Source organism: uncultured Virgibacillus sp., from assembly GCF_947495635.1.
Lineage (GTDB): Bacteria > Bacillota > Bacilli > Bacillales > Amphibacillaceae > Virgibacillus > Virgibacillus salarius.
This window is the reverse complement of the sequence record NZ_CANMAB010000018.1, coordinates 17,189-37,122: the sequence shown is the minus strand read 5'-3', so window position 1 is coordinate 37,122 and position 19,934 is coordinate 17,189. Positions and strand designations below refer to the sequence as shown.

At 36.8% G+C, this 19,934-nt stretch carries 21 protein-coding genes; 10 read left to right on the top strand and 11 right to left on the bottom strand.

The annotated features are described in order from the left end of the window. Window positions 1–2 precede the first annotated feature (2 nt). The 5 genes from Q1A47_RS06250 to acpS form a co-directional block, all read right to left on the bottom strand. On the bottom strand, window positions 3–287 hold the full coding sequence (locus Q1A47_RS06250; RefSeq protein ID WP_026680358.1) for a CopG family ribbon-helix-helix protein: 285 nt from the start codon (window positions 285–287) through the stop codon (window positions 3–5). A gap of 182 nt (window positions 288–469) precedes the next feature. Next, window positions 470–1,588, bottom strand: coding sequence for an alanine racemase (gene alr / locus Q1A47_RS06245; protein WP_034678655.1), 1,119 nt, complete (start codon window positions 1,586–1,588; stop codon window positions 470–472). A gap of 445 nt (window positions 1,589–2,033) precedes the next feature. Further along, window positions 2,034–3,050, bottom strand: coding sequence for an outer membrane lipoprotein carrier protein LolA (locus tag Q1A47_RS06240; RefSeq protein WP_026680356.1), 1,017 nt, complete (start codon window positions 3,048–3,050; stop codon window positions 2,034–2,036). Between the two features lie 57 nt (window positions 3,051–3,107). After that, on the bottom strand, window positions 3,108–4,619 hold the full coding sequence (locus Q1A47_RS06235; protein ID WP_166530328.1) for an NAD(P)H-hydrate dehydratase: 1,512 nt from the start codon (window positions 4,617–4,619) through the stop codon (window positions 3,108–3,110). A gap of 59 nt (window positions 4,620–4,678) precedes the next feature. Next, a complete protein-coding gene (gene acpS / locus Q1A47_RS06230) occupies window positions 4,679–5,038 on the bottom strand; it encodes a holo-ACP synthase (protein ID WP_026680354.1) in 360 nt (119 codons plus the stop codon). A gap of 244 nt (window positions 5,039–5,282) precedes the next feature. Between acpS and Q1A47_RS06225 the strand changes: the two genes are divergently transcribed. From Q1A47_RS06225 to Q1A47_RS06215, 3 genes are all read left to right on the top strand, one after another. After that, complete coding sequence (locus Q1A47_RS06225) at window positions 5,283–6,056, top strand: rhomboid family intramembrane serine protease (RefSeq protein ID WP_121604536.1); 774 nt, start codon at window positions 5,283–5,285, stop codon at window positions 6,054–6,056. Between the two features lie 91 nt (window positions 6,057–6,147). Next, a complete protein-coding gene (locus Q1A47_RS06220) occupies window positions 6,148–7,098 on the top strand; it encodes a LacI family DNA-binding transcriptional regulator (RefSeq protein ID WP_121604535.1) in 951 nt (316 codons plus the stop codon). 65 nt (window positions 7,099–7,163) lie between these two features. Next, window positions 7,164–7,778, top strand: a complete 615-nt coding sequence (locus Q1A47_RS06215) for an HAD family hydrolase (RefSeq protein WP_026680351.1) — start codon at window positions 7,164–7,166, stop codon at window positions 7,776–7,778. A 529-nt stretch (window positions 7,779–8,307) separates the two neighbouring features. Here the strand turns inward: Q1A47_RS06215 and Q1A47_RS06210 are convergent. After that, window positions 8,308–9,786 (bottom strand): DEAD/DEAH box helicase, encoded by a 1,479-nt coding sequence (locus tag Q1A47_RS06210; protein WP_026680349.1) that lies wholly within the window; start codon window positions 9,784–9,786, stop codon window positions 8,308–8,310. A gap of 483 nt (window positions 9,787–10,269) precedes the next feature. On the opposite strand from Q1A47_RS06210, the gene Q1A47_RS06205 reads away from it, so the two are divergent. Genes Q1A47_RS06205 through Q1A47_RS06195 form a run of 3 tightly spaced genes read left to right on the top strand, consistent with a single transcriptional unit; the run spans window position 10,270 to window position 12,235 of the window. After that, complete coding sequence (locus tag Q1A47_RS06205; protein WP_026680348.1) at window positions 10,270–11,184, top strand: DMT family transporter; 915 nt, start codon at window positions 10,270–10,272, stop codon at window positions 11,182–11,184. Window positions 11,185–11,206: 22 nt separating this feature from the next. Further along, the gene (locus tag Q1A47_RS06200; protein ID WP_026680347.1) at window positions 11,207–12,067 is read left to right on the top strand and encodes a DegV family protein; all 861 of its coding nucleotides are present in this window, start codon (window positions 11,207–11,209) and stop codon (window positions 12,065–12,067) included. A 30-nt stretch (window positions 12,068–12,097) separates the two neighbouring features. Next, window positions 12,098–12,235: a hypothetical protein gene (locus Q1A47_RS06195; RefSeq protein WP_166530327.1), complete on the top strand. Its 138-nt coding sequence runs from the start codon at window positions 12,098–12,100 to the stop codon at window positions 12,233–12,235. A 42-nt stretch (window positions 12,236–12,277) separates the two neighbouring features. Here Q1A47_RS06195 and Q1A47_RS06190 read toward each other — a convergent pair whose 3' ends face one another. The 5 genes from Q1A47_RS06190 to Q1A47_RS06170 all read right to left on the bottom strand — a co-directional run bounded on the left by Q1A47_RS06190 (window position 12,278) and on the right by Q1A47_RS06170 (window position 16,294). Continuing rightward, window positions 12,278–12,982 carry a carboxylesterase gene (locus tag Q1A47_RS06190; RefSeq protein ID WP_026680346.1) on the bottom strand — a complete coding sequence of 235 codons (705 nt, stop codon included), beginning with the start codon at window positions 12,980–12,982 and terminating at the stop codon, window positions 12,278–12,280. A gap of 213 nt (window positions 12,983–13,195) precedes the next feature. Then, a complete protein-coding gene (locus Q1A47_RS06185) occupies window positions 13,196–13,618 on the bottom strand; it encodes a YppG family protein (protein ID WP_051388271.1) in 423 nt (140 codons plus the stop codon). Between the two features lie 75 nt (window positions 13,619–13,693). After that, window positions 13,694–13,987 (bottom strand): glutaredoxin domain-containing protein, encoded by a 294-nt coding sequence (locus Q1A47_RS06180; protein ID WP_026680345.1) that lies wholly within the window; start codon window positions 13,985–13,987, stop codon window positions 13,694–13,696. Between the two features lie 494 nt (window positions 13,988–14,481). Beyond that, complete coding sequence (locus Q1A47_RS06175; protein ID WP_026680344.1) at window positions 14,482–14,940, bottom strand: MarR family winged helix-turn-helix transcriptional regulator; 459 nt, start codon at window positions 14,938–14,940, stop codon at window positions 14,482–14,484. Between the two features lie 454 nt (window positions 14,941–15,394). Further along, entirely contained in the window at window positions 15,395–16,294 is a 900-nt protein-coding gene (locus Q1A47_RS06170) for a diacylglycerol kinase family protein (protein WP_026680343.1), read from the bottom strand. Window positions 16,295–16,507: 213 nt separating this feature from the next. Between Q1A47_RS06170 and Q1A47_RS06165 the strand changes: the two genes are divergently transcribed. From Q1A47_RS06165 to phnE (Q1A47_RS06150), 4 genes are all read left to right on the top strand, one after another. Beyond that, window positions 16,508–17,440: a phosphate/phosphite/phosphonate ABC transporter substrate-binding protein gene (locus Q1A47_RS06165; protein WP_026680342.1), complete on the top strand. Its 933-nt coding sequence runs from the start codon at window positions 16,508–16,510 to the stop codon at window positions 17,438–17,440. 110 nt (window positions 17,441–17,550) lie between these two features. Continuing rightward, window positions 17,551–18,327, top strand: a complete 777-nt coding sequence (gene phnC / locus Q1A47_RS06160; protein ID WP_026680341.1) for a phosphonate ABC transporter ATP-binding protein — start codon at window positions 17,551–17,553, stop codon at window positions 18,325–18,327. Then, on the top strand, window positions 18,324–19,133 hold the full coding sequence (gene phnE / locus Q1A47_RS06155) for a phosphonate ABC transporter, permease protein PhnE (RefSeq protein ID WP_026680340.1): 810 nt from the start codon (window positions 18,324–18,326) through the stop codon (window positions 19,131–19,133). The genes phnC and phnE (Q1A47_RS06155) overlap by 4 nt, the downstream gene beginning before the upstream one ends. Further along, on the top strand, window positions 19,133–19,933 hold the full coding sequence (gene phnE, locus Q1A47_RS06150; RefSeq protein WP_026680339.1) for a phosphonate ABC transporter, permease protein PhnE: 801 nt from the start codon (window positions 19,133–19,135) through the stop codon (window positions 19,931–19,933). The genes phnE (Q1A47_RS06155) and phnE (Q1A47_RS06150) overlap by 1 nt, the downstream gene beginning before the upstream one ends. Window position 19,934 lies beyond the last annotated feature (1 nt).

Below are 19,934 nucleotides of genomic sequence, written 5' to 3'. Positions count from 1 at the left end.
GGTTACACCCCGATCACAGAGCGTTCCAAGGTATTTTTTGCCTCCTCTTCAGCTTGAAAAGCTTCTGAAGCAATTGTTAAATTAATGCGGCCCATTTCTTCATAGCCTCGTTGCATCGTTTCACGAAATTGTTGGATATGCTCATCTCTTTTGTGTTGAAGATAGCTTCTAGTTGCCTGACAAATGAAATCACTTAAATCACTATTCTCATATTTCATTAGACCATCCACCTCATTTAACAGGTTTTTCGGTATCTTAACTAATACTTCTTGTAAGCTCTCTGACAAAACCATCACACCTCCGCCAACTGTTGAACGAACTTTGTAAAAGTCATTTTTAATGATATCATTGAATTCGCCCATTTGCAAAGGGTTCCCTAATTTTTTTCAAAAAATATCTTGTTTTGTCGTTTATTCTTTCTCTAAATGTGGTATATCATGTAATTAAGTTAATTATGATGAGCTTTTCCTTAAAGGCCTTTATATATTCGTGGAATCCGCTTATTAATTACACAAGGAATCTCGTAATTAATTGTCTCTGCATGCTCGGAGATTTCATCCATTGCAATAAACGTGTCGTCTTGCCTGCCAATAAATGTGACCTTTGTTCCGACAGGGTAAGCGCGGTCCAGTCGAACCATGGTTTGATCCATGCAAATTCTGCCGACTATTGGTAATCGTTTTCCATTGATTAATACTGAAAAACCCTGCATTTTTCGCAGCCACCCATCACCATATCCAATAGGTATTGTACCAATCCATTCTTTTTCATTTGCCGTATACGTACAGCCGTAACTTACAGTATCTCCAGATTCAATTTGTTTGACATGCACTAGATTGCTGTGTAACGAAAAAGCCTGCTTTAAGTCTATCTCCCCCTTATCTTTTACTGCTTTAGAAGGATATAATCCATACATGGCAATACCAAATCGAATATAATCGTACATATCTTCTGGTAAACGAATAGCACTCGCACTATTGCCTATATGAATATCAAGCTCCCCAGCCCAATGCTGCTTCAGTTTCGATAACAGTATTTCAAATCGCTCCTTTTGCTGTAAAAAGTAAGCTGACTCTGGTTCATCTGCTGTTGCAAAATGGGTGTATACTCCTGTTAAATATATGCTTTTATTTTTATTTAATGCATATAGAATAGAATATAGCTCTTTCTCTGACCTTATGCCGATCCTCCCCATACCAGAATCGACTTTTAAATGAAGCTTTAATGGTTTAGCAAGTGTATAACTATTTACTTGATCTAGCCAATCCTGTTGAAAAAAGGTTAATGTAATATCAAGTTCGGCTGCTACAACAGCTGATTCAGGAGGAACCCAGCCCAATACCAAGATCGGCGCTGTTATTTGAGCCTTTCGTAATTCAATTGCCTCCTCAAGCAATGCCACAGCTAACGCTTCCGCTCCAGCTGTCAGGGCTTTTTTTGCTACAGGAATACTCCCATGACCGTAGCCATCCGCTTTTACAACAGCAATTACTTTACTTGTTATCGGGAGCTTTTGTTTTATTTGTTTTATATTATATGCAATTGCCTCCAAATCTATTTCAACCCAAGTATATCTATGTAATTCCACTAGCTCTAACTCCTTTCGCAAATAACGCGAGGTTTCTTACGTTAATGGTTATATAAATTGAAACTTCAATCAGTTCGTGAGTTGGTTTAGCCCCCACTGATAGTTCGTATCACAAGGATATGAACTAAAGGACATTGAACCCTCGAACATTTACTGACAGTCGATCCCCCACTTACCAATAGTGGATTCTCTTTATCGCGCTTGAATTGGAGGTATTACTGCCAGTTATATAGGGATAAAAATAATAATACCCCTATTATTTCTTGGGGGGAGGTTGATGTCAATATTATGATAATGAGTAATTGCAAAACCTGAAGTAAAACCACAATCGAACGTCTTGAGTATAGCTACAATTCATTCGCTTAATCAGATCACTTATGTTAAAAATAACCAAAAATAAAAGCAGACCCCAAGTAATTGCGAGTCTGCTTGTTAGAATTTCATGTTACTTCACTTCTTTACTTTGCACAGATTGAGCAACCTGAATTAGTTCTTGCTTCGTTAATTCATCACTTGCTAACATGAAGTCTACCCCATTATGAGACCACTCTAACTTGTTAGCTGAAATTGCTCCAACAGCAAATCCTAGATTGACAATTTCTCCCTTCACTTCATTTGGAGACATCATTGTCGTTTGTACCTTTGATTTTTCTTCGACCAACGTGAAATTTTTTTCACCCTCAAAGGTCAAAATTACACGTTCCCCTTCTTCCGTTGAGGCTTCTTTTTTCTCTGTTAATTCAGATCCTGCCATATAAGAAGGATAAAATACAGTAAGTGTATCTTCCACACCATCTCCAGAAACCTCTTCCTCAGCTACTGCTCCACTCGCCATATTCTTCTTCATAGTAAAGTCATTGTCTTTAAACGTAGCTTTTTTGTCAAAGCTCGAAAATTTTACTTCTACCAATGCATTCTTATCCTTATCTAGTACATTTACCTGAACAGGCTGAAAGGTTTTCTTATCAAAGTAAATTTCTTGATATGGCAAATTATTGTTGCTTTGATAATTTGTTTTTGTTTTAAAGATATAATGGGAGTCACTCACTTCAAATGCTGCTTCCTTATCTTTTTCAATATCCTTAACTAAGGATTGATAAAGATATGGTTGACTGCTATTATCTGGCCATTCTGATTGAAATTTAAAGCTTTTGCTTAATGCAGGCGTTAAAACAAATACACCATCTTTATTTTTTAGGATAATCTGATTTCCTTTTTCGTCTTCATTGTTAGATAAGGCAACGCGATAGAGATCATCCTTTTTATGCCAAACATCAATATTGAACTTTTGCTGCTCCTGGCCGGTATTCATACTCATTTCTGCTTTAGCTTTGTAACCATCCATTTCATCCAAATTGTCTTTTAATTCTGCAACAACATCCTCCTGTGATTTTTCTCCACAGGCTGATAATAATAGTACGAAGCCAAATACAATGATCCAACCGCCAATTTTTCTTTTCATGGACATATCTCCCTTGTCTCAGTTAAAAACAAAGGGAACGTTATCACCTAATACCTCTCAAGAAATAATACGAAATACCTTCGCAAGCCCATCGATCACATCACTAGCGAGTAGGTCATGATAGGAATGCTTTTCACTTATTAATTCATCTGCGGACCTTCCATGAATATAACAAGCATTACACAGCGCTTGAAAAATCGTTTGTCCCTGCATAATCATTGCTAAGATAATGCCTGTTAACACATCTCCACTTCCCCCTTTGGCAAGACCAGGATTACCAGACATATTCACAACTTGCTCACCTTCAGGAGATGTAATAATGGTAATCATTCCCTTGAGAACGACATAGGAGTTATTTTTAATAGCGAATTCACGCGAATACCTAAATGGTTCTAGGAGTAACTCATTTACAGTAATCCCTAAAAGCATTGCCATTTCTCCAGGATGCGGTGTGATTACTGTTGGATAACGCCTATTTTCTATATCTAAAAGATCCTCTTTTATATGATATAGGCCATCCGCATCTATCACAATCGGACATTCAGCTGTATGAACTAAGCTTCGAACCAAATCACCGGTACACGTTCTTCTTCCCATGCCCATTCCTATAGCGACAGCATGATAGCCTTCTAAACTTACATCAGTTCGGTTATCAAGAAAACCATTTGTTTCAGATAATTCTTTATAGGTAGCTTCTATACAATTAGCAGAAAGCATCCGAATGACGCCTTCGGTAGTTGCTCCAGTAATGAGACCCGCTCCAGCTCGTAGCGAAGCTTTTAAACTCATAGCTAGCGCACCCGGCATCTCCTTACTCCCTCCTATCACCAGACCCTTACCGTGCTCTCCTTTATGATCATCTGGTTTCCGATCAGGTAAACTATTCCGAACATCATCTATTCCCCATACGAATCTAGATGTGTTAGTTTTGAAAGCACGGGAAGGTAAACCAATGGAAACAGGCTCCCACTTTCCGTAATAAGGAGAGGTGTGATTCAAAAACGCACTGACCTTCGGCGCACCTATAACAAAAGTATAGTCTGCTTGAATAGAAATAAATTCCCCTTTACCTTCATCTGCCGGTAGTCCCGAAGGAATATCTACAGAAATTACTTTTTTCGCTTCACGGTTAATATAATGAACCAACGATGCTAATGGTTCACGTAATATCCCCTTCGAACCAATGCCAATTATTGCATCAATGATTACATTATTACTAGTTATCATTGATGTACATTTACCATCAAATAAGGATATGATGCCTCCGCACCTTTCAAATAGTCGTTTATGATAATACGCATCTCCAAGGATTTTATCATTAGCAACCACCTGTAGTACCTGAACAGCATAACCTTTGTCTAGAAGTGTTCTAGCTATAACAAAACCATCTCCACCATTATTACCTGAACCAGCAAGCACGCAAATCTTGTCCGTATCCTTAACAATTGCTGTCACACGATCAGCAACAGCTCGTCCAGCATTCTCCATTAACAATTTCCCATCTAAACCAATTTCGGTCATTGCAAAGTGATCGATATCGTACATTTCCTTAGCGGTGACAATATACAATGTGTTCCCTCCTACCCGCACTAAAATATATGAGACAACCTGAGCGATTATGCATGTCCTTATAGAGCTTCAATCACAATTTGCGCAGCAGCATAATCAGCCGTATGTGTAATGGACAAAAATATTTTCTCTTTTCCATACCCTTTAGCATGTAAAATTGGAGCACCATTCTCTCCAATTTGAATCTCTATATCCTGAAAGCTAAGCCGTCCGATGCCTATTCCTACAGCTTTAGCAAATGCTTCTTTCGCTGCAAATCTACCAGCTAAAAATTCCACCTGCCTCCTCTTGTTATGGAGAGCATAGAATCTCTCCCTTTCGATCGGAGTTAAAATTCTTTCTATTATACGTGGAGTTCTCTGCATACTATTTTCTATACGATATAACTCAATAAGATCAATTCCTATTCCTCTGATCATGAACATCTTACTCCTTTTCAAACTGGCTAAAGTCGTTAAATACGCCTGAAGAATCCAATCGAATTACTTCTCTTATTATTGCATCAGTCTATTCGTGCAAATTACTATGTTTTTAATTATTATTTTAGTACGATAAAATTGGTCATACTATACATGATCGTATATTACAATAATAATAATAACAATAACGAATGGAATACCATAGTAATTCTATTTCTAAAAAAGTATAAGTCGGGGGAGTCCAATGTTTATACGAAATGAAAGAAGTATAAAAGAATTTAGGCAAGCATATCCTATTGTAACTACTTTAGTTATTATTCATCTTGGATTATGGATAATCATTGATCTTTTACAGTTACCATTCGGTGACACGCTCTATCAGTTCGGAGCAGGTAGCAATTACTATATTCATCAAGGAGAGTATTGGCGTCTAATAACACCAATTTTCCTTCATGTAAACTTGACACATGCATTATTCAATTCATTCTCCCTCGTATTATTCGGACCTGCTCTTGAGCAAATGCTTGGTAGAACAAAATTTATAATTGCTTATTTAGCAGCTGGATTTATTGGCAATTTAGGGACATATCTCTTCGGCTCATTGGATTTCTCCTTTGTCCATGTCGGTGCATCTGGTGCTATCTTTGGTTTGTTTGGGATTTATATATTTATGGTTACATTCCGTAAACATCTCATTGATCAAACAAGCTCACAAATAATACTAACGATCGTAATCGTGGGACTTATTATGACATTCATCCGTCAAAACATTAATATTTATGGACACATTTTTGGTTTTATTGGTGGATTCGCGATTGCCCCCATCGTACTGACAGGCGCAAAAATGTATAATCCCTGGGCTACAGTTGCCACAAGAAGAAATCATTCAGATGACTCGATCCAATTTGACCCTAATCGCTGGAATAAAAAACGCTTTCCAGCAAAATGGAAGAATCATATTTGGTGGATTATTTTTGCGATTTTAGTTTTTCTTGGATTAATGAGTAGAATTTTATAATTATCTTAAAAAAGGCTAACCCGCTCAGTACTCGGGTTGGCCTGTTCTGATTATCGTTCATAACTATACAAACCTATTACAGGAGAAAAAAATGACAAATATTAATGATATTGCAAAGATAGCCGGAGTATCCGTATCAACGGTTTCGAGAGTGCTAAATAATTATAAATACGTTTCTGAGGAAAAAAGAAACGCCGTTCAAAAAGTCATTAACGATTTAAACTACACACCTAATAAAAATGCGATTGATCTAATTCGCGGAGAAACAAATATAATTGGAGTAATCCTACCTTATAATAATAATCAAGCTTTTGATCAAATGTTACAAGGAATCCTTCATAGATCAGTAAAAATGGACTTTTCTGTCATTGTTCTTCCTACCAAATATGATAAAAAGAAAGAATTGGAATACCTCGCTATGCTAAAAAATAAATTACTAGACAGTATCATCATAACCTCAAAAGCAAATGCGTGGGATGAAATCTTACCGTTTACAACTTATGGATCCATCATCTCTTGTGAATATACAGACTTCAAGAAAATAGGCTGTTCTTATATTGACAGATATGCTTCCTATATAGACGCCTTTCAAACATTAAAGGAATTGGGGCATTCCTCTGTTGCTTTTACGACTGCTAGGGGAGAAGAAAGTCTTAGTACACAGCAAACTTGCCAAGCGTATAAAGAAGTATTCGGAGAACTTAGACCCGGCACGTATATTTCGCAATGCTATTGTCTAGAGGACGGCTTTCAGGCAGCCAAAAGGTTCTTCGCCCTTAATAATAAACCAAGTGCTATATATGCCAACGGCGACGAGGTTGCGGGTGGAATTTATCAATATGCGCAATCTTCTGGCTTAAAAGTACCTGAAGATTTGGCAATAATCGGACAGGAAAACCAACCAGTAGGGGTGGCACTGGGTTTAGCTACTGTAGATCATCATTTAATGCATGTTGGCGAGCAGGCTTTTGAGCTTGCTATCAGAAAATCCCGTGATAAAATAAAAATTCCATATAATATTATTCGGCGATCTTCAATCTGACTATTGACCTGAAATCCATTTCATCATCTACCATAAATGTATCATAAGATGGGAGATGAATAGGCATGTATAAAAGCTTTATATTTGATTTAGATGGAACGATTATTGATTCAGAAAGAATTGGGCTTGAGGCATTACAATCCACATTACGACAAATCGGAATTCTAAAAGATATTGAAGAGTTACGTTTTTCCATCGGGATTCCTGGATTAAGAACTTTGGAAATCCTTGAGATCGCAGATATTCCAACCACACTCAATACTTGGTTAGAAAAGCAAAAACCTTTCATGAAACATGTACCTGTATTTCAAGGTATGATTGAGGTCATTGCCAAACTTCCAAATACGGCAATCGTAACTTCTCAAAATAAGAAAGAATTGCAAGCCGGATTTGAAAAATTAAATATTGCTCATCACTTTCAATCCGTTATTTGTGCAGATGATACCGAAAAACACAAGCCTAATCCAGAACCACTAGAATTAGCACTTAAAATATTGAATTGTAAAGCAAGTGAGGCAATCTATATAGGTGATTCTGTATATGATTTAAGATGTGCAAAATCCGCTGGTGTTGATTTCGGGTTAGCCTATTGGGGGGCAAAATCCAAAGAAGGCTTTGAAGATGCAAATTATATATTCACTACCCCCAATGAACTATTAAATTGTAAGCAGACTATTTAGAAAATACGTGATAGAGAAACTAATACTGGAACATAAAAAGTTGGGGGTTTTGTTTATTCCCCACTAATGGTTAGTACCACAAGGGTATGACCTAATGGTCTTTGAAGCCATCAGACATATACTGGCAGTGAGTCACCTACTTACCACTATTGGTTTCACTTTATTGCTTGAAGTGAGGGTATTACTGCCAGTTATAAGTGGGGAAACTTCGAAAAAATTCAAAATTAATAGTGGAAGCATAGTTGTAAATAAAGCATTGCACCATCTTCTGCAAGCGCACGATTAGAAACGTAGCGACTGGAGCGAGTTAACGGAGATAAAGCTACTTGACGTGGCGTATATAGAATTCCCCTGCCTTTTCACCTGATCCCATTGCAAATTAACCAATCAGATATTCATATGCATCACCTAAAACATCACCTTTTTGTAAGGCAACCATATTTAAATTAGCACGTTATTAAAAAGCTGCCGAGAAAAAATTTCTCGACAGCTTGAAGCTTCTTACAACGAAGAAGTTGTAATGATATGATTAGGAATCACGATTCCTGCGCTTCTGGTAATTTCCCTTTCTATTACGTCCACCTTGATTGCGCCCTCCTTGGCCACCACGACCGCTTTGACCACGTTTACCATAGAACCGTTTATTATTTGATCGACGATTATCCTTAGAACGCTGCGCCTTCTTCACGCTAACAGGGGCTACAGAAGATATTTTGACTGGTGTATCTTTTCGTTCCTTTGTAAGCAATTTAAGAGCTGCTGCAATTACAGAGACAGAATCGTGCTCCTCTAACAATTGATTAGCAGTTTGATGATAATCCTTTAGATCTTTCTTCTCTATCGTATCCATAATTTTCTTCAGCGCTACCTGCTGTTGACCTTTTTGAGCATCATGATTAGTCGGTGGAACTAAACGCTTCATTTTACTCTTCGTTACTTTCTCGATCAACTGCAAGTGTGCCATTTCTCGTGGAGTAATAAAGGAAATAGCCTCACCTGTACGACCTGCACGACCTGTACGCCCAATACGGTGTACATAGCTCTCTGGATCCTGTGGAATATCAAAATTATATACATGGGTAACACCGGATATATCAAGACCTCTAGCAGCCACATCCGTAGCCACTAAAACATCGACACGCCCATTCTTAAACTTGTTTAACACTGACATCCGTTTCCCTTGTGTTAAATCACCATGAATTCCTTCTGCGCGATAACCTCTTGCTTGTAAACCTTCTGTTATTTCATCTACCCGCTTTTTCGTACGACTAAATACGATTGCTAGATCAGGTGAATGAATATCTAAATGATTATTCAACGTATCAAACTTATATTTTTCAGGAATTTCTATAAAATATTGGTCAATATTTTCAACTGTCATTTCCTTCGCTTTGATCTTAATCTCTTTAGGTTGCTTCATTAAATTTGTTGCAATATCACGTATTTCTTTTGGCATCGTAGCCGAAAATAGAAGTGTTTGTCTTTCTTCAGGTATGCCTTTTAGAATATCGCGAATATCATCAATAAAACCCATGTTTAGCATTTCATCTGCTTCATCTAAGACAGCAGTTTGAATATTATTTGTACGTATCGTTTTTCTACGCATATGGTCAAGTAATCTACCTGGAGTTGCAACTACAATTTGGGGACCATCCTTTAGTGAACGAATTTGACGGTCCATATGCTGTCCACCATATACCGCAAATGCACGTACCCCTTTTAATTTTCCAAGTCGATTAAGTTCTTCCGCTACTTGAATTGCTAATTCTCTTGTCGGGGCTACAACTAGCCCTTGGATTTTTCGTGCTTTGGCATCCAATTTTTCGATCATAGGAATACCAAAAGCAGCGGTTTTACCTGTTCCTGTCTGCGCTTGTCCAATAACGTCATTACCCTGTATCGCTAATGGTATTGTTTCTGCTTGAATTGGGGTTGCTTCTTCAAAACCCATTCTCTCCAATGCTTTCATTATGGGATTTGAGATGCCTAGTTCTTTAAATGTTGTCACCTATTCCTCTACTCCTTTTTTGTGTAAAAATTTTATTGTAAAAGAGGCCGTGTTGCTTCTATACTTTAGTCCTTGTTATGGTCCCCGCTTTCACAGCATCGTATTAGAGGATCTTCAAAAAGTCCATGAAATAGTATGCAGATCGTATTCTGCTCCTCAGACCATTATATTACTAACCATATAAAGGCTGTACTTCTTGATCCAATCTTGCCCTTTTGTAAGAACACACACTATAAAATTTATTTAAAGGGAATCTACACAAATCGTATCACTTAAAATTTATATTCTATTAATAGAATGTATTTTTATACTTCCTAAAGTACAAAAAGGCTTCACCTTATATGGTAAGAGGCCTCAATCGTAAACTCATGCAATCAATATCATAACATATTTTTCACAAGGATACTAATTAGATAAATGATTTTTTAGTAATACCATGATAAAATGAATGAGATATACAAGATAGAAATAAGGAGGTTTGGGATGCGTCTTCCTCCATTTAATCCATACATTGCAGTTGTAATCGGAGTAATTTCTGTATCGACGTCTGCTATATTTGTCAGGCTTGCTGATCAAGCACCTGCTTCAATAATAGCCAATTACCGATTAGTATTTGCTGTATTATTGATGGCTCCCATCATTTTATTAAAATATCGTCATGAATTAAAGTTAATAAATAGAAAAGACTGGCTTCTATCTATTCTTGCAGGAGTTTTTTTAGCCTTCCACTTTATATTATGGTTCGAATCCTTAAATTTTACTTCCGTAGCTAGTTCTGTCGTACTAGTATCCTTACAACCAATTTTTGCATTTTTAGGTACGTATTTCTTTTTTCAGGAACGTTTTTCATCTGGAGCAGTAATAAGTATGTTGATTGCATTAATCGGAAGCATTATCATAAGCTGGGGTGACTTTAAAATAAGTGGAATGGCTTTATATGGAGACATATTGGCATTGGGCGGTGCTATAACGGTTACGGCATACTTTTTACTTGGACAACGAGTTAGAAGAAGCCTTTCTTTGATGAGCTATACATTTGTAGTATATAGTGTTAGCGCCATTACACTTATACTATATAATTTAGCTTTTCAACATCCTTTTTTTGGATATCCAGCAGACCATTGGTGGGTTTTCTTAGCACTAGCTATCATTCCTACTTTTCTTGGTCATACCCTGTTTAATTGGGCGTTAAAATGGCTGAGCACAGCGACTATCTCAATGGGAATTGTATTTGAACCAGTTGGAGCCTCCATACTTGCCTATATTATTTTAGAAGAGAAGGTAACCGCCTTTCAATTACTGGGTGGTACCATCGTTTTATTTGGATTGTTCCTATTCATTTTAAGTACAAACCAGAAAAAGAAGGTAACCATTGCAAAAAAAGAACAACAAGATTAATTTATATGAAATGGGTGAAGGCATGCACATACAATTAATGACAGATGGCGGAGCTGATATTCCACAGCGTTTGCTTCGTAAGACAGAGATTATTCAAGTACCGTTATACCTGCACTTTAGTGATGGTCAATACAAAAGCGATGTCGATTTAGACTTACCAACTTTTCATAAAAAAATAAAGGAAATGAATGAACTTCCACGTTCTGCTGCTCCTAGTCCAAATGACTTTTACGAGGCATATAAACAAGTAAGTAAACAAACTCCTATACTTATGCTTAGTCTTACTAAAGGATTAAGCAGTACGTATGAAAATGCAGTTATGGGAATGAATATGCTGTTAGAGGAAGAGCCTGACCGGATCATTGAAGTGATTAATACGAAAACAGCCTCTTGTGGTATCGCTCTTCTACTTCACGAAGCAATCAATAAAATAGAAGATAATTACTCGTTTGGAGAGCTTGTGGATCACATACATTACCTAGTCGAGCATACAACTACATTATTTGTGCTCAAGACATTAGAAAACTTAGTACTAGGTGGTCGTCTAGATAAGGTTAAGGGGACAATTGCCAAAACTCTTAATATAAAGTTGTTAATGAAAGCTAGTGAAGAAGGAGCAATCGAAGTAACGGAAAAGGTTAGAGGCGATAAAAAATCGATTAGACGTTTTATTGAACAAATCGGAGAATACACAAAAAATTTCGAAGATAAAGTAATATCTATGTCTCATTGTAATGCAGAAGAAAGAGCGAAAAAAGTACTTGCCGACATACGTAGTAAATATCCCTTTAAGGATGCTTATCTCATGGATACCGGTCCGTTAATTTCAACTTATGGCGGGGAAGGAGCATTAGTTATCTCCTTTTTTAATACAAATAAATAATAGAAAATAAGATGAGGGATTTGCCACTGATTGGTAGTACCACAAGAGTATGACCAAAAGGCCTTTGAACCAATCGGACATTTACTGGCAGTTGCCCCCCTAATTACCCATAGTGGTTTCACTTTATTGCTTGCAGTTGGGGGATTACTGCCAGTTATATGTGGATAAAGTGTCCGAAGTAACTGAGTGTTAAAATGATATTACTACCGCCTATTCATTCGATACTGGTTCTTTCGTAAGGAAAGAAAACACCATCTGGTTCAGTGTATCCTTATCATCTCCTAGACATATTAAGTGCCTAGATCGTTCAAAAAAGACAACCTCTTTTCGTTTAGAAGTAATTTCTTTATTTAAGTAATATGCAGTTTTATATGGGACCATCCCATCCTGCTGGCCTTGTGCAATAAGTACTGGTGAATCAATTTTTCTTAAGTAACGACGTGTAAATTTCACCAATTTAAGAAATTCAATATTCGATTTTAACGGCACTGCTCCTATTTTTTTTCGATAATTTTGATACAATTTGTTTTTTCTTAAGTTCCCCTTCATAGCATCTGTTAATACACCAGCAACGTCTAATCCAATTTGTTTAAAGGATAAATATTTCCCTGATGTAGCTAGAAGGACAAGTTTATTGACGTTATATTTAGCTGCTAAATAAGCAGCTATCATTCCCCCCATAGAAAAACCAATAAGGTAAATCGTCTCAAACTTTGCCTTTAACTGCAGCAAGCTATTCTCAGCTGCCTTTATCCATTTCTTATGTGAAACATTCTTTAAGTTTAATTTTCTTCCATGTCCTGGTAACGTCGGTACCTCCACATGCCAATTCGTATTTTCTTGCAAATAGTTGGCTAAAGGTTCAACCTCATAGGGACCTCCTGTATATCCATGAATAACCAAACATGCTATCATTTATATTCTCCTCTTCAAGTCCTACCTTTCGTATACCCGATCATTCGTTAGATTATTACAAACTTCTTCGAGATACCGTGTGATTTTTACTCCCATGATTTCTAATTTTTAACAAAAGCAATTTCGTTACTCCTACAAAATAGCTTACAGCTTGACCTTAAAACGGTTGACAGAAAAAGCTGATGTGGCTAACATCAGCTTTTTAGCCATCAATTATCTAAATGCCTTTATTAATGAACCGAACTGTTTTACGATTGGCGATACTTGATGATACGTGTTTGCTAATTGACCTACCGTTGATAACATTTTATCTAAGTCTAATTGTTGCCCTGCTTCACCTGGTTGCTGTGCTTGCCCACTGTTTTCTGGAGCATGCATATTATGCATCTCTTGTTGAAAATTCGGCTGTGATGCTTGGGATTTAATACCTGGCCAGCTCATAGGTTGTTGCGGTTTAGTAAAATAGTCATAAGGGGTTTGGGGATAATAAGATTGAAAACTTTGCTGAATCGTTTGATGAAAGTTTTGTTGCTCGGGATCAATGTTCATATAGTGGGAAGTTGGTTGAGGATAGGGATAATTACGCTGGCCATCATAATGATTATATACATGATCAAAATAAGGCCGATTATACATTTGACACACACCTTCTCTAATTCTTCTTTTACAATAGCTTATGCAATTACGAAAGGTGTGTGACTGATACCGATACTACTTTCGATACCCCTCAAATAAGGAACTATAATGTGATATACCTGTATTTTCTAAACCCAAACGATATTTAATTTTATTTTTTTGGAAACCTAAAATTGGTTCACTTTCTTCTTTAATAAAGGTTGCTGGAGTACCGTATATACCCTTCTCTTGCAGTTCTTTCATATAATTGCTATTCTCGTTAACATTTTTTGTACGAAAAGAGATATCCCATTCCTTTAAATGTTTCAAAAGATTTTCACATTCTTTACAGTCACTGCTTATATAAACGAGCACATCTGATTCTTCCATAGCACAAACCTCCTTTAAAGCAACTAAGATTTCTAATTGTATAATACCCAGCAATAGAGTAACACAAACTGAATTATGTTAAAAACATTACAATTCATTTACATAATTTAGGTACTATTTCTTACACTGTCATTCGAATAGAAGAAAGTCACCCTTTTTAAACGATTATAGGCGGGATAAAATAAACCTACTTCTAGGATTACAACATACCTAGTAGTAGGTTTTAATTTAATCTCCACGCACAACGTCTCCTTTTAGAAACCTTCAATCCATACAATATATAGGTTACAGCAATACTGTTTCCTATATGGGAAAAAGCAAAACATATATCTTCTATTGAGATAAATATTTTGCTTCTTCATTGCCAAGCATATATCGCTTGTCTATTCATTTTAAAGAGCAGGGATCCCACATCCCATTTGAATATTACCATATTTTTCTATTAAAGGCTGTGACATTTATCACACCCTATAAGTTATTTCTTGAAAGTAATCCTATAATGTACGAATGGACGTACCTAGCTTTTTTAATAGCTCTATTGCTATCTCTTTCTCCGCTACATTTAGTCCATTTGTTATCTCTTCGATTCTTTCCCAATGTCCTGGAAAGATCGTTTGCAATAAATCGGCTCCCTTCTCCGTAATCTCTGCAAATGTAACGCGACGATCATCCGGGTTTGGAATTCGTTTTAAATAACTCTTCTTCTCTAATTTATTGACAACATATGTAATACTGCCACTTGTTAGCAATATTTTCTCGCCAATATTTTTTAATGGTTGCCCTCCCTTATGATACAGTAATTCCAATACTGCAAAATCTGTTAAATTAAGCCCTCTACGTTGAATATCTGCTTCTACTTGTTCCATAATTGTTCGATACGCTTTTGATAATACAACGAATAACTTTAGAGAGGTGTCTTCCTTTTTTTCTTTTAATGTACGATCTATGATCATTCCCTCTCCTCCCTTTCCGAATCCATAATTAAACGTATGATAGCATAGTTCCTTCGTCATTTTGTAAATTAAGCGAACGTCTTTGTCACTACAATACTTACACTATCCATAACGATTGGTTTGTTGGATATTTTTCCCTATTCCTACGCATCATCCACTTAGAAGGATTCAAAAAACACAATTTCTTAGGAGAAATTTTCAAAAGAACTGCATGCTACGTTATTATCGTTTGTGCGGAGAAGAAAATATGTGAGAACAAGCATTACTCAGGGGTAGCTTGCCAAAACATAAAGATGATTACCTGCACCTATTCAAGTTGTGTTAGGTGCGAGTCTATTCGATGAAAACGACGAATACCATAATTTCCCAAGCAAAAAAAGCTTATGAAAACAGGGGTGTCTCTACAAGCTGACAATTGCTTATTCGGAATTGTGTAAAAATCAAATTCATTTTTTTATTTTACAGATCCACATATCATTTTCAGGTGTGATGGTACTACCTCAATGGTTGAAGGAGTACCAGCTGCTATTTCCCCATCGGTATCCACTTCTTTTTCCTCCTCTGTATACACCTCTAAATAATCCGTTTGGAAGTATGTGACTTCCCTTAAGTTGTCTGTATCCATTTCTGGATTGTTCATCGATAATAACTCTCGAAATGAAGCTAAGTTAGAGTTTTTCACAATTAAGACATCAAGTAAGCCATCAGAAGGATGTATCGATGTAATTGGAAGTTCCCTTGTTCCGATAAACTTGCCATTTAATACTAATATCATAACAGCTTCCCCATTATAGCTATCTTGTCTCGTAGTTATATTATATGTGAAGCTTTTCGCCTGACTAACCGTTTTAATTGTACTCATAAAATAACTAAGAACACCAAAATTTTTCTTTTGATTTGGATCAATATTTTGTGATGTCTCCGTTACTAGCCCCACGCCCCAAAAATTCAAAAAGTAACGTTCGTCTGCCTTTCCGATATCAATATCCATTATTGTACCTTCAAGGATCGTTTGTGCTGCTTCCTCCAAACTTTGCGGCATCAGCATCATCCTACTAAAATCATTTGACGTACCGCCTGGCAAGACTGCAAGAATTGGCCGCTCCTTCAAAGAAGCAATCTTATTTATACATGCGTGTACAGTACCATCGCCTCCAAGAATAATAATAAGTTCTACTTGCTTCGCATACATTTCACATGTGCGTTTAGCATCCTCGACAGAATTGGTTTGGATAACAGTAAGCTGCTTAATTGCCTGCGATAGTATAGGTATGGTTTGGGCTAGCTTATCTTCTATTACATCACCACCAGCATTACCATTATATAAGAATAGTGCCTTTTGAAATGTTGACATGACATTTCTCCACTCCTCTATACCTATTTATTACCTTCTCTAGGATAAAAGAAATCTACTCCGGTACAAGTATATCCTTATTTACAGCATTCGATAAACCACACTTTGTAATGAATTTGTAAATTTGTAGAATTTTTTTGAAATCAACCTAGCATTTTTGTCCTAAATAGTATTTAATTAAAGTGTACATTTTAATTTTTTAGGAGGGTCAAGATGAAAAAGTGGCTTAGTCTATTTTTAGTCTTATTTTTGGCAATTGTACTAGCAGCATGTGGAAGCTCTGATGAATCCAAAGATAGTAATGGGGACAAAAGTAGCGAAGGTAACAGTAAACCAGAGACATTAGTAATGGGGTTCGTTCCATCACAGGATTCGGATACGATTGCTGATACCGTTGAACCTTTAGCAAAGCGTTTGAGCGAAGAATTAGGTATAGAAGTAAAAGGTGAAGTAATGACAAATTACAACGCTTTGGTTGAAGCGATGGGTGCAAATCAGGTACATATTGGCTTTATACCAGCGTTTGGCTATGTTTTAGCAAATGAACAATATGACGTGGAAGTAATCTTAAAATCTATTCGATACGGCTCCGGTACATATAAAGCACAATATCTAGTTCGTTCTGATTCAGATATCAACTCATTGGCAGACTTAGAGAATAAAGTTTGGGCATATGCAGATAAAGGCTCTACTTCTGGATATCTTTTCCCTGCATATCAATTAATGCAAGAATTTGATTATGCTTCTGGTCCTGAACTGGAAAGTGATTTCTTTAGTGCAACTACTTCTGCCGGCGGTCACGATAGTGCTGCCATCGCTGTTTATGAAGGAGATGCAGATGTGGCAACAACTTTTGATGATGTACGCACGGAGCTAGAAGAAGAATATCCAGATGTTATGGATAAATTAAAAGTACTTGACTATACTGAAGAAATCCCGAACGATACGATTTCTGTCACCAAAGAACTAGATGATGAATTAGTACAAGAAATTAAAGAAACTTTCCTTTCCTTTAATGAAGATAAAGAAATGATAAAAATTATGAATGATGTTTATAATTGGGATGCAATTGATGAGGCAACAGACGAAGAATATGAAATCGTTAAAGAAACATACCAAAAATTCAAAGATGATATTGAACTATAGATTGATAGTGTAAATTGAATAATAAAAAGGGGGAGCACAATCTCTCCCTTTTTTTCCTAGTTCAGAAGATTACCGAACAATCTAAGTTTGTTATGGGGGAAATACATACAATGATTCAATTTAAAGACGTTGGGCTTATCTACCCAAATGGTACAGAAGGCTTGAAAAATATTAATGTAACCATTAACGACGGTGAGTTCGTCGTTATTGTTGGTCTATCAGGTGCAGGGAAATCAACATTTATAAGGAGCATAAACCGTCTTGTCACACCTACTAGCGGTTCATTATTGGTTGATAATGAAAATATATTAGATTACCGTAGCAGTGACTTACGTCAACTACGTACGAAAGTTGGCATGATCTTTCAAAACTATAACTTGGTCAAACGGACAAATGTGCTTAAAAATGTCCTAGCAGGTCGACTAGGCCATACTGGCACGTTACGTTCGATCTTGAACCTCTATAAAAAAGAGGATATTGGATTAGCATATGAAAGTCTAAAACGGGTTAACATTGATGAAAAAATTTATAGCCGAGCAGATGAATTAAGTGGGGGGCAACAGCAGCGAGTGAGTATTGCCCGAGTACTTACCCAAAAACCACATTATATTCTGGCAGATGAACCTGTTGCATCCCTTGATCCACCCACTTCTCATCAAGTAATGACATACTTGAAGAAGATAAATAAAGAAGATAACATTACAACGATTGTAAACCTGCATTTTATTGATATGGCAATGGAATATGCTGATCGTATTATTGGTATGCGAGCAGGTGAAGTAGTATTTGACGGACCCGTTTCTGAAGTGTCTGAGCAGACCTTCGAAGAAATTTATGGTCGCTCTATACGTGAGGATGACTTGCGTGGGGGGGCAGATCAATCGTGACAAAGAATACAACAGGTGGTGGTAAGACACCAGCGCTTTATCCAGTGAAAACGAAAGTGCAAATAACCATTATTTTCTTTATTGTTCTAGGCTTTTACTTGTTTAGTATGGTTTGGACACAACGGGAAATGGTTGGTGGTCTTGGTGACGCATTAGGTAATATGCTTGTTGTCATCGAAAAATTCTTCCCTCCCAATTTAGAGGTCATTCCGAAAGTTTGGGGAGAAATGGCACAAACGATTCAGATGGCAATTATTGCTACAACAGCGGCGGCAATATTAACTGTCCCCCTTGCCATCCTTTCAGCTCAAAATGTAACAACGTTTAAACCGTTATATTATCTAACTAGGACATTATTAAATATTTTAAGAACAATACCTGACCTTGTACTTGCAGTAATTTTTGTTGGCCTATTTGGAATTGGGGTATTACCCGGAATTTTAGCTTTATTTATTTTTTCTTTAGGCATTCTAGCGAAATTAATTAGTGAAACGATTGAATCTGTTGATATGAATCCTTTAGAGGCAATGCGGGCTTCTGGAGGCAATGTGTATCAAGTAATCTTTTTTGGACTAGTACCACAGGTTCTACCACAATTCACTTCATTCGTCCTATATGTGTTCGAGATTAATATCCGTGCATCTGTAGTATTAGGTTTAGTTGGTGCTGGTGGGATTGGGCTAGTACTAGATCAGCAGTTAGGGTTTTATAATTATCAAAACGCCATGGCAATTATCATCTTAATATTTGTTGTTGTTATTGTCATTGAATATATAAGTAATAAATTAAGGGAGGCATTGATATAATGGAAAATTATTCATTACCTCCAAAGCAAGAAAAATCGATATGGAAACGATTAAAACGAATCATAATTGCGCTTTTCGTCATCGCTCTATATGTCTGGACATTCGTAGGGATCGATATTGATTGGGGACGTGCGTTGGAACGGGTTATCAGTAATTTTGATCGTGTTATTCCAAAGCTATTTTCCCCCGATTGGACAGCAGTTGGTGAAGTTGGGTTAAAAATAGCGGAAACTGTGCTAATCGCATTTGCTGGATCATTTATGGCCGCAATTCTTGCCATTCCATTAGGCTTTCTAGCAGCGCAAAATATGACAGGGAGTAAAATCCTAGCAACAATTGGAAAATGGATTCTATCGGCAGTACGTGCATTCCCTGATATAATCCTCGCTATCTTGTTTGTAGTAGCCGTAGGACCAAATGCATTTGCTGGTGTACTGGCTATTGCAATTGGTTCAACCGGAATGTTAGGAAAACTGTACTCAGAAGTAATTGAAGCGATTGATATGAAGGTTGTTGAAGCAATGGAAGCAAATGGCGCAAATAAAATTCAAATTCTTTTTTATGGTGTTCTCCCACAAATTATTCCTGAATTTTTGTCCTATGCGATTTATCGATTTGAAATCGATATTCGTGCGTCTTCCATATTAGGGATAGTCGGTGCTGGTGGGATTGGGACAATGATCATCTTTGCTGCTAATAATCGAAATTGGAATGAAATGGGCTTAATTTTGCTAGCTATCATCATTGTCGTTACCATCATTGATTTTATTTCAGCAAGAATTCGTAGAAAAATTGTATAAA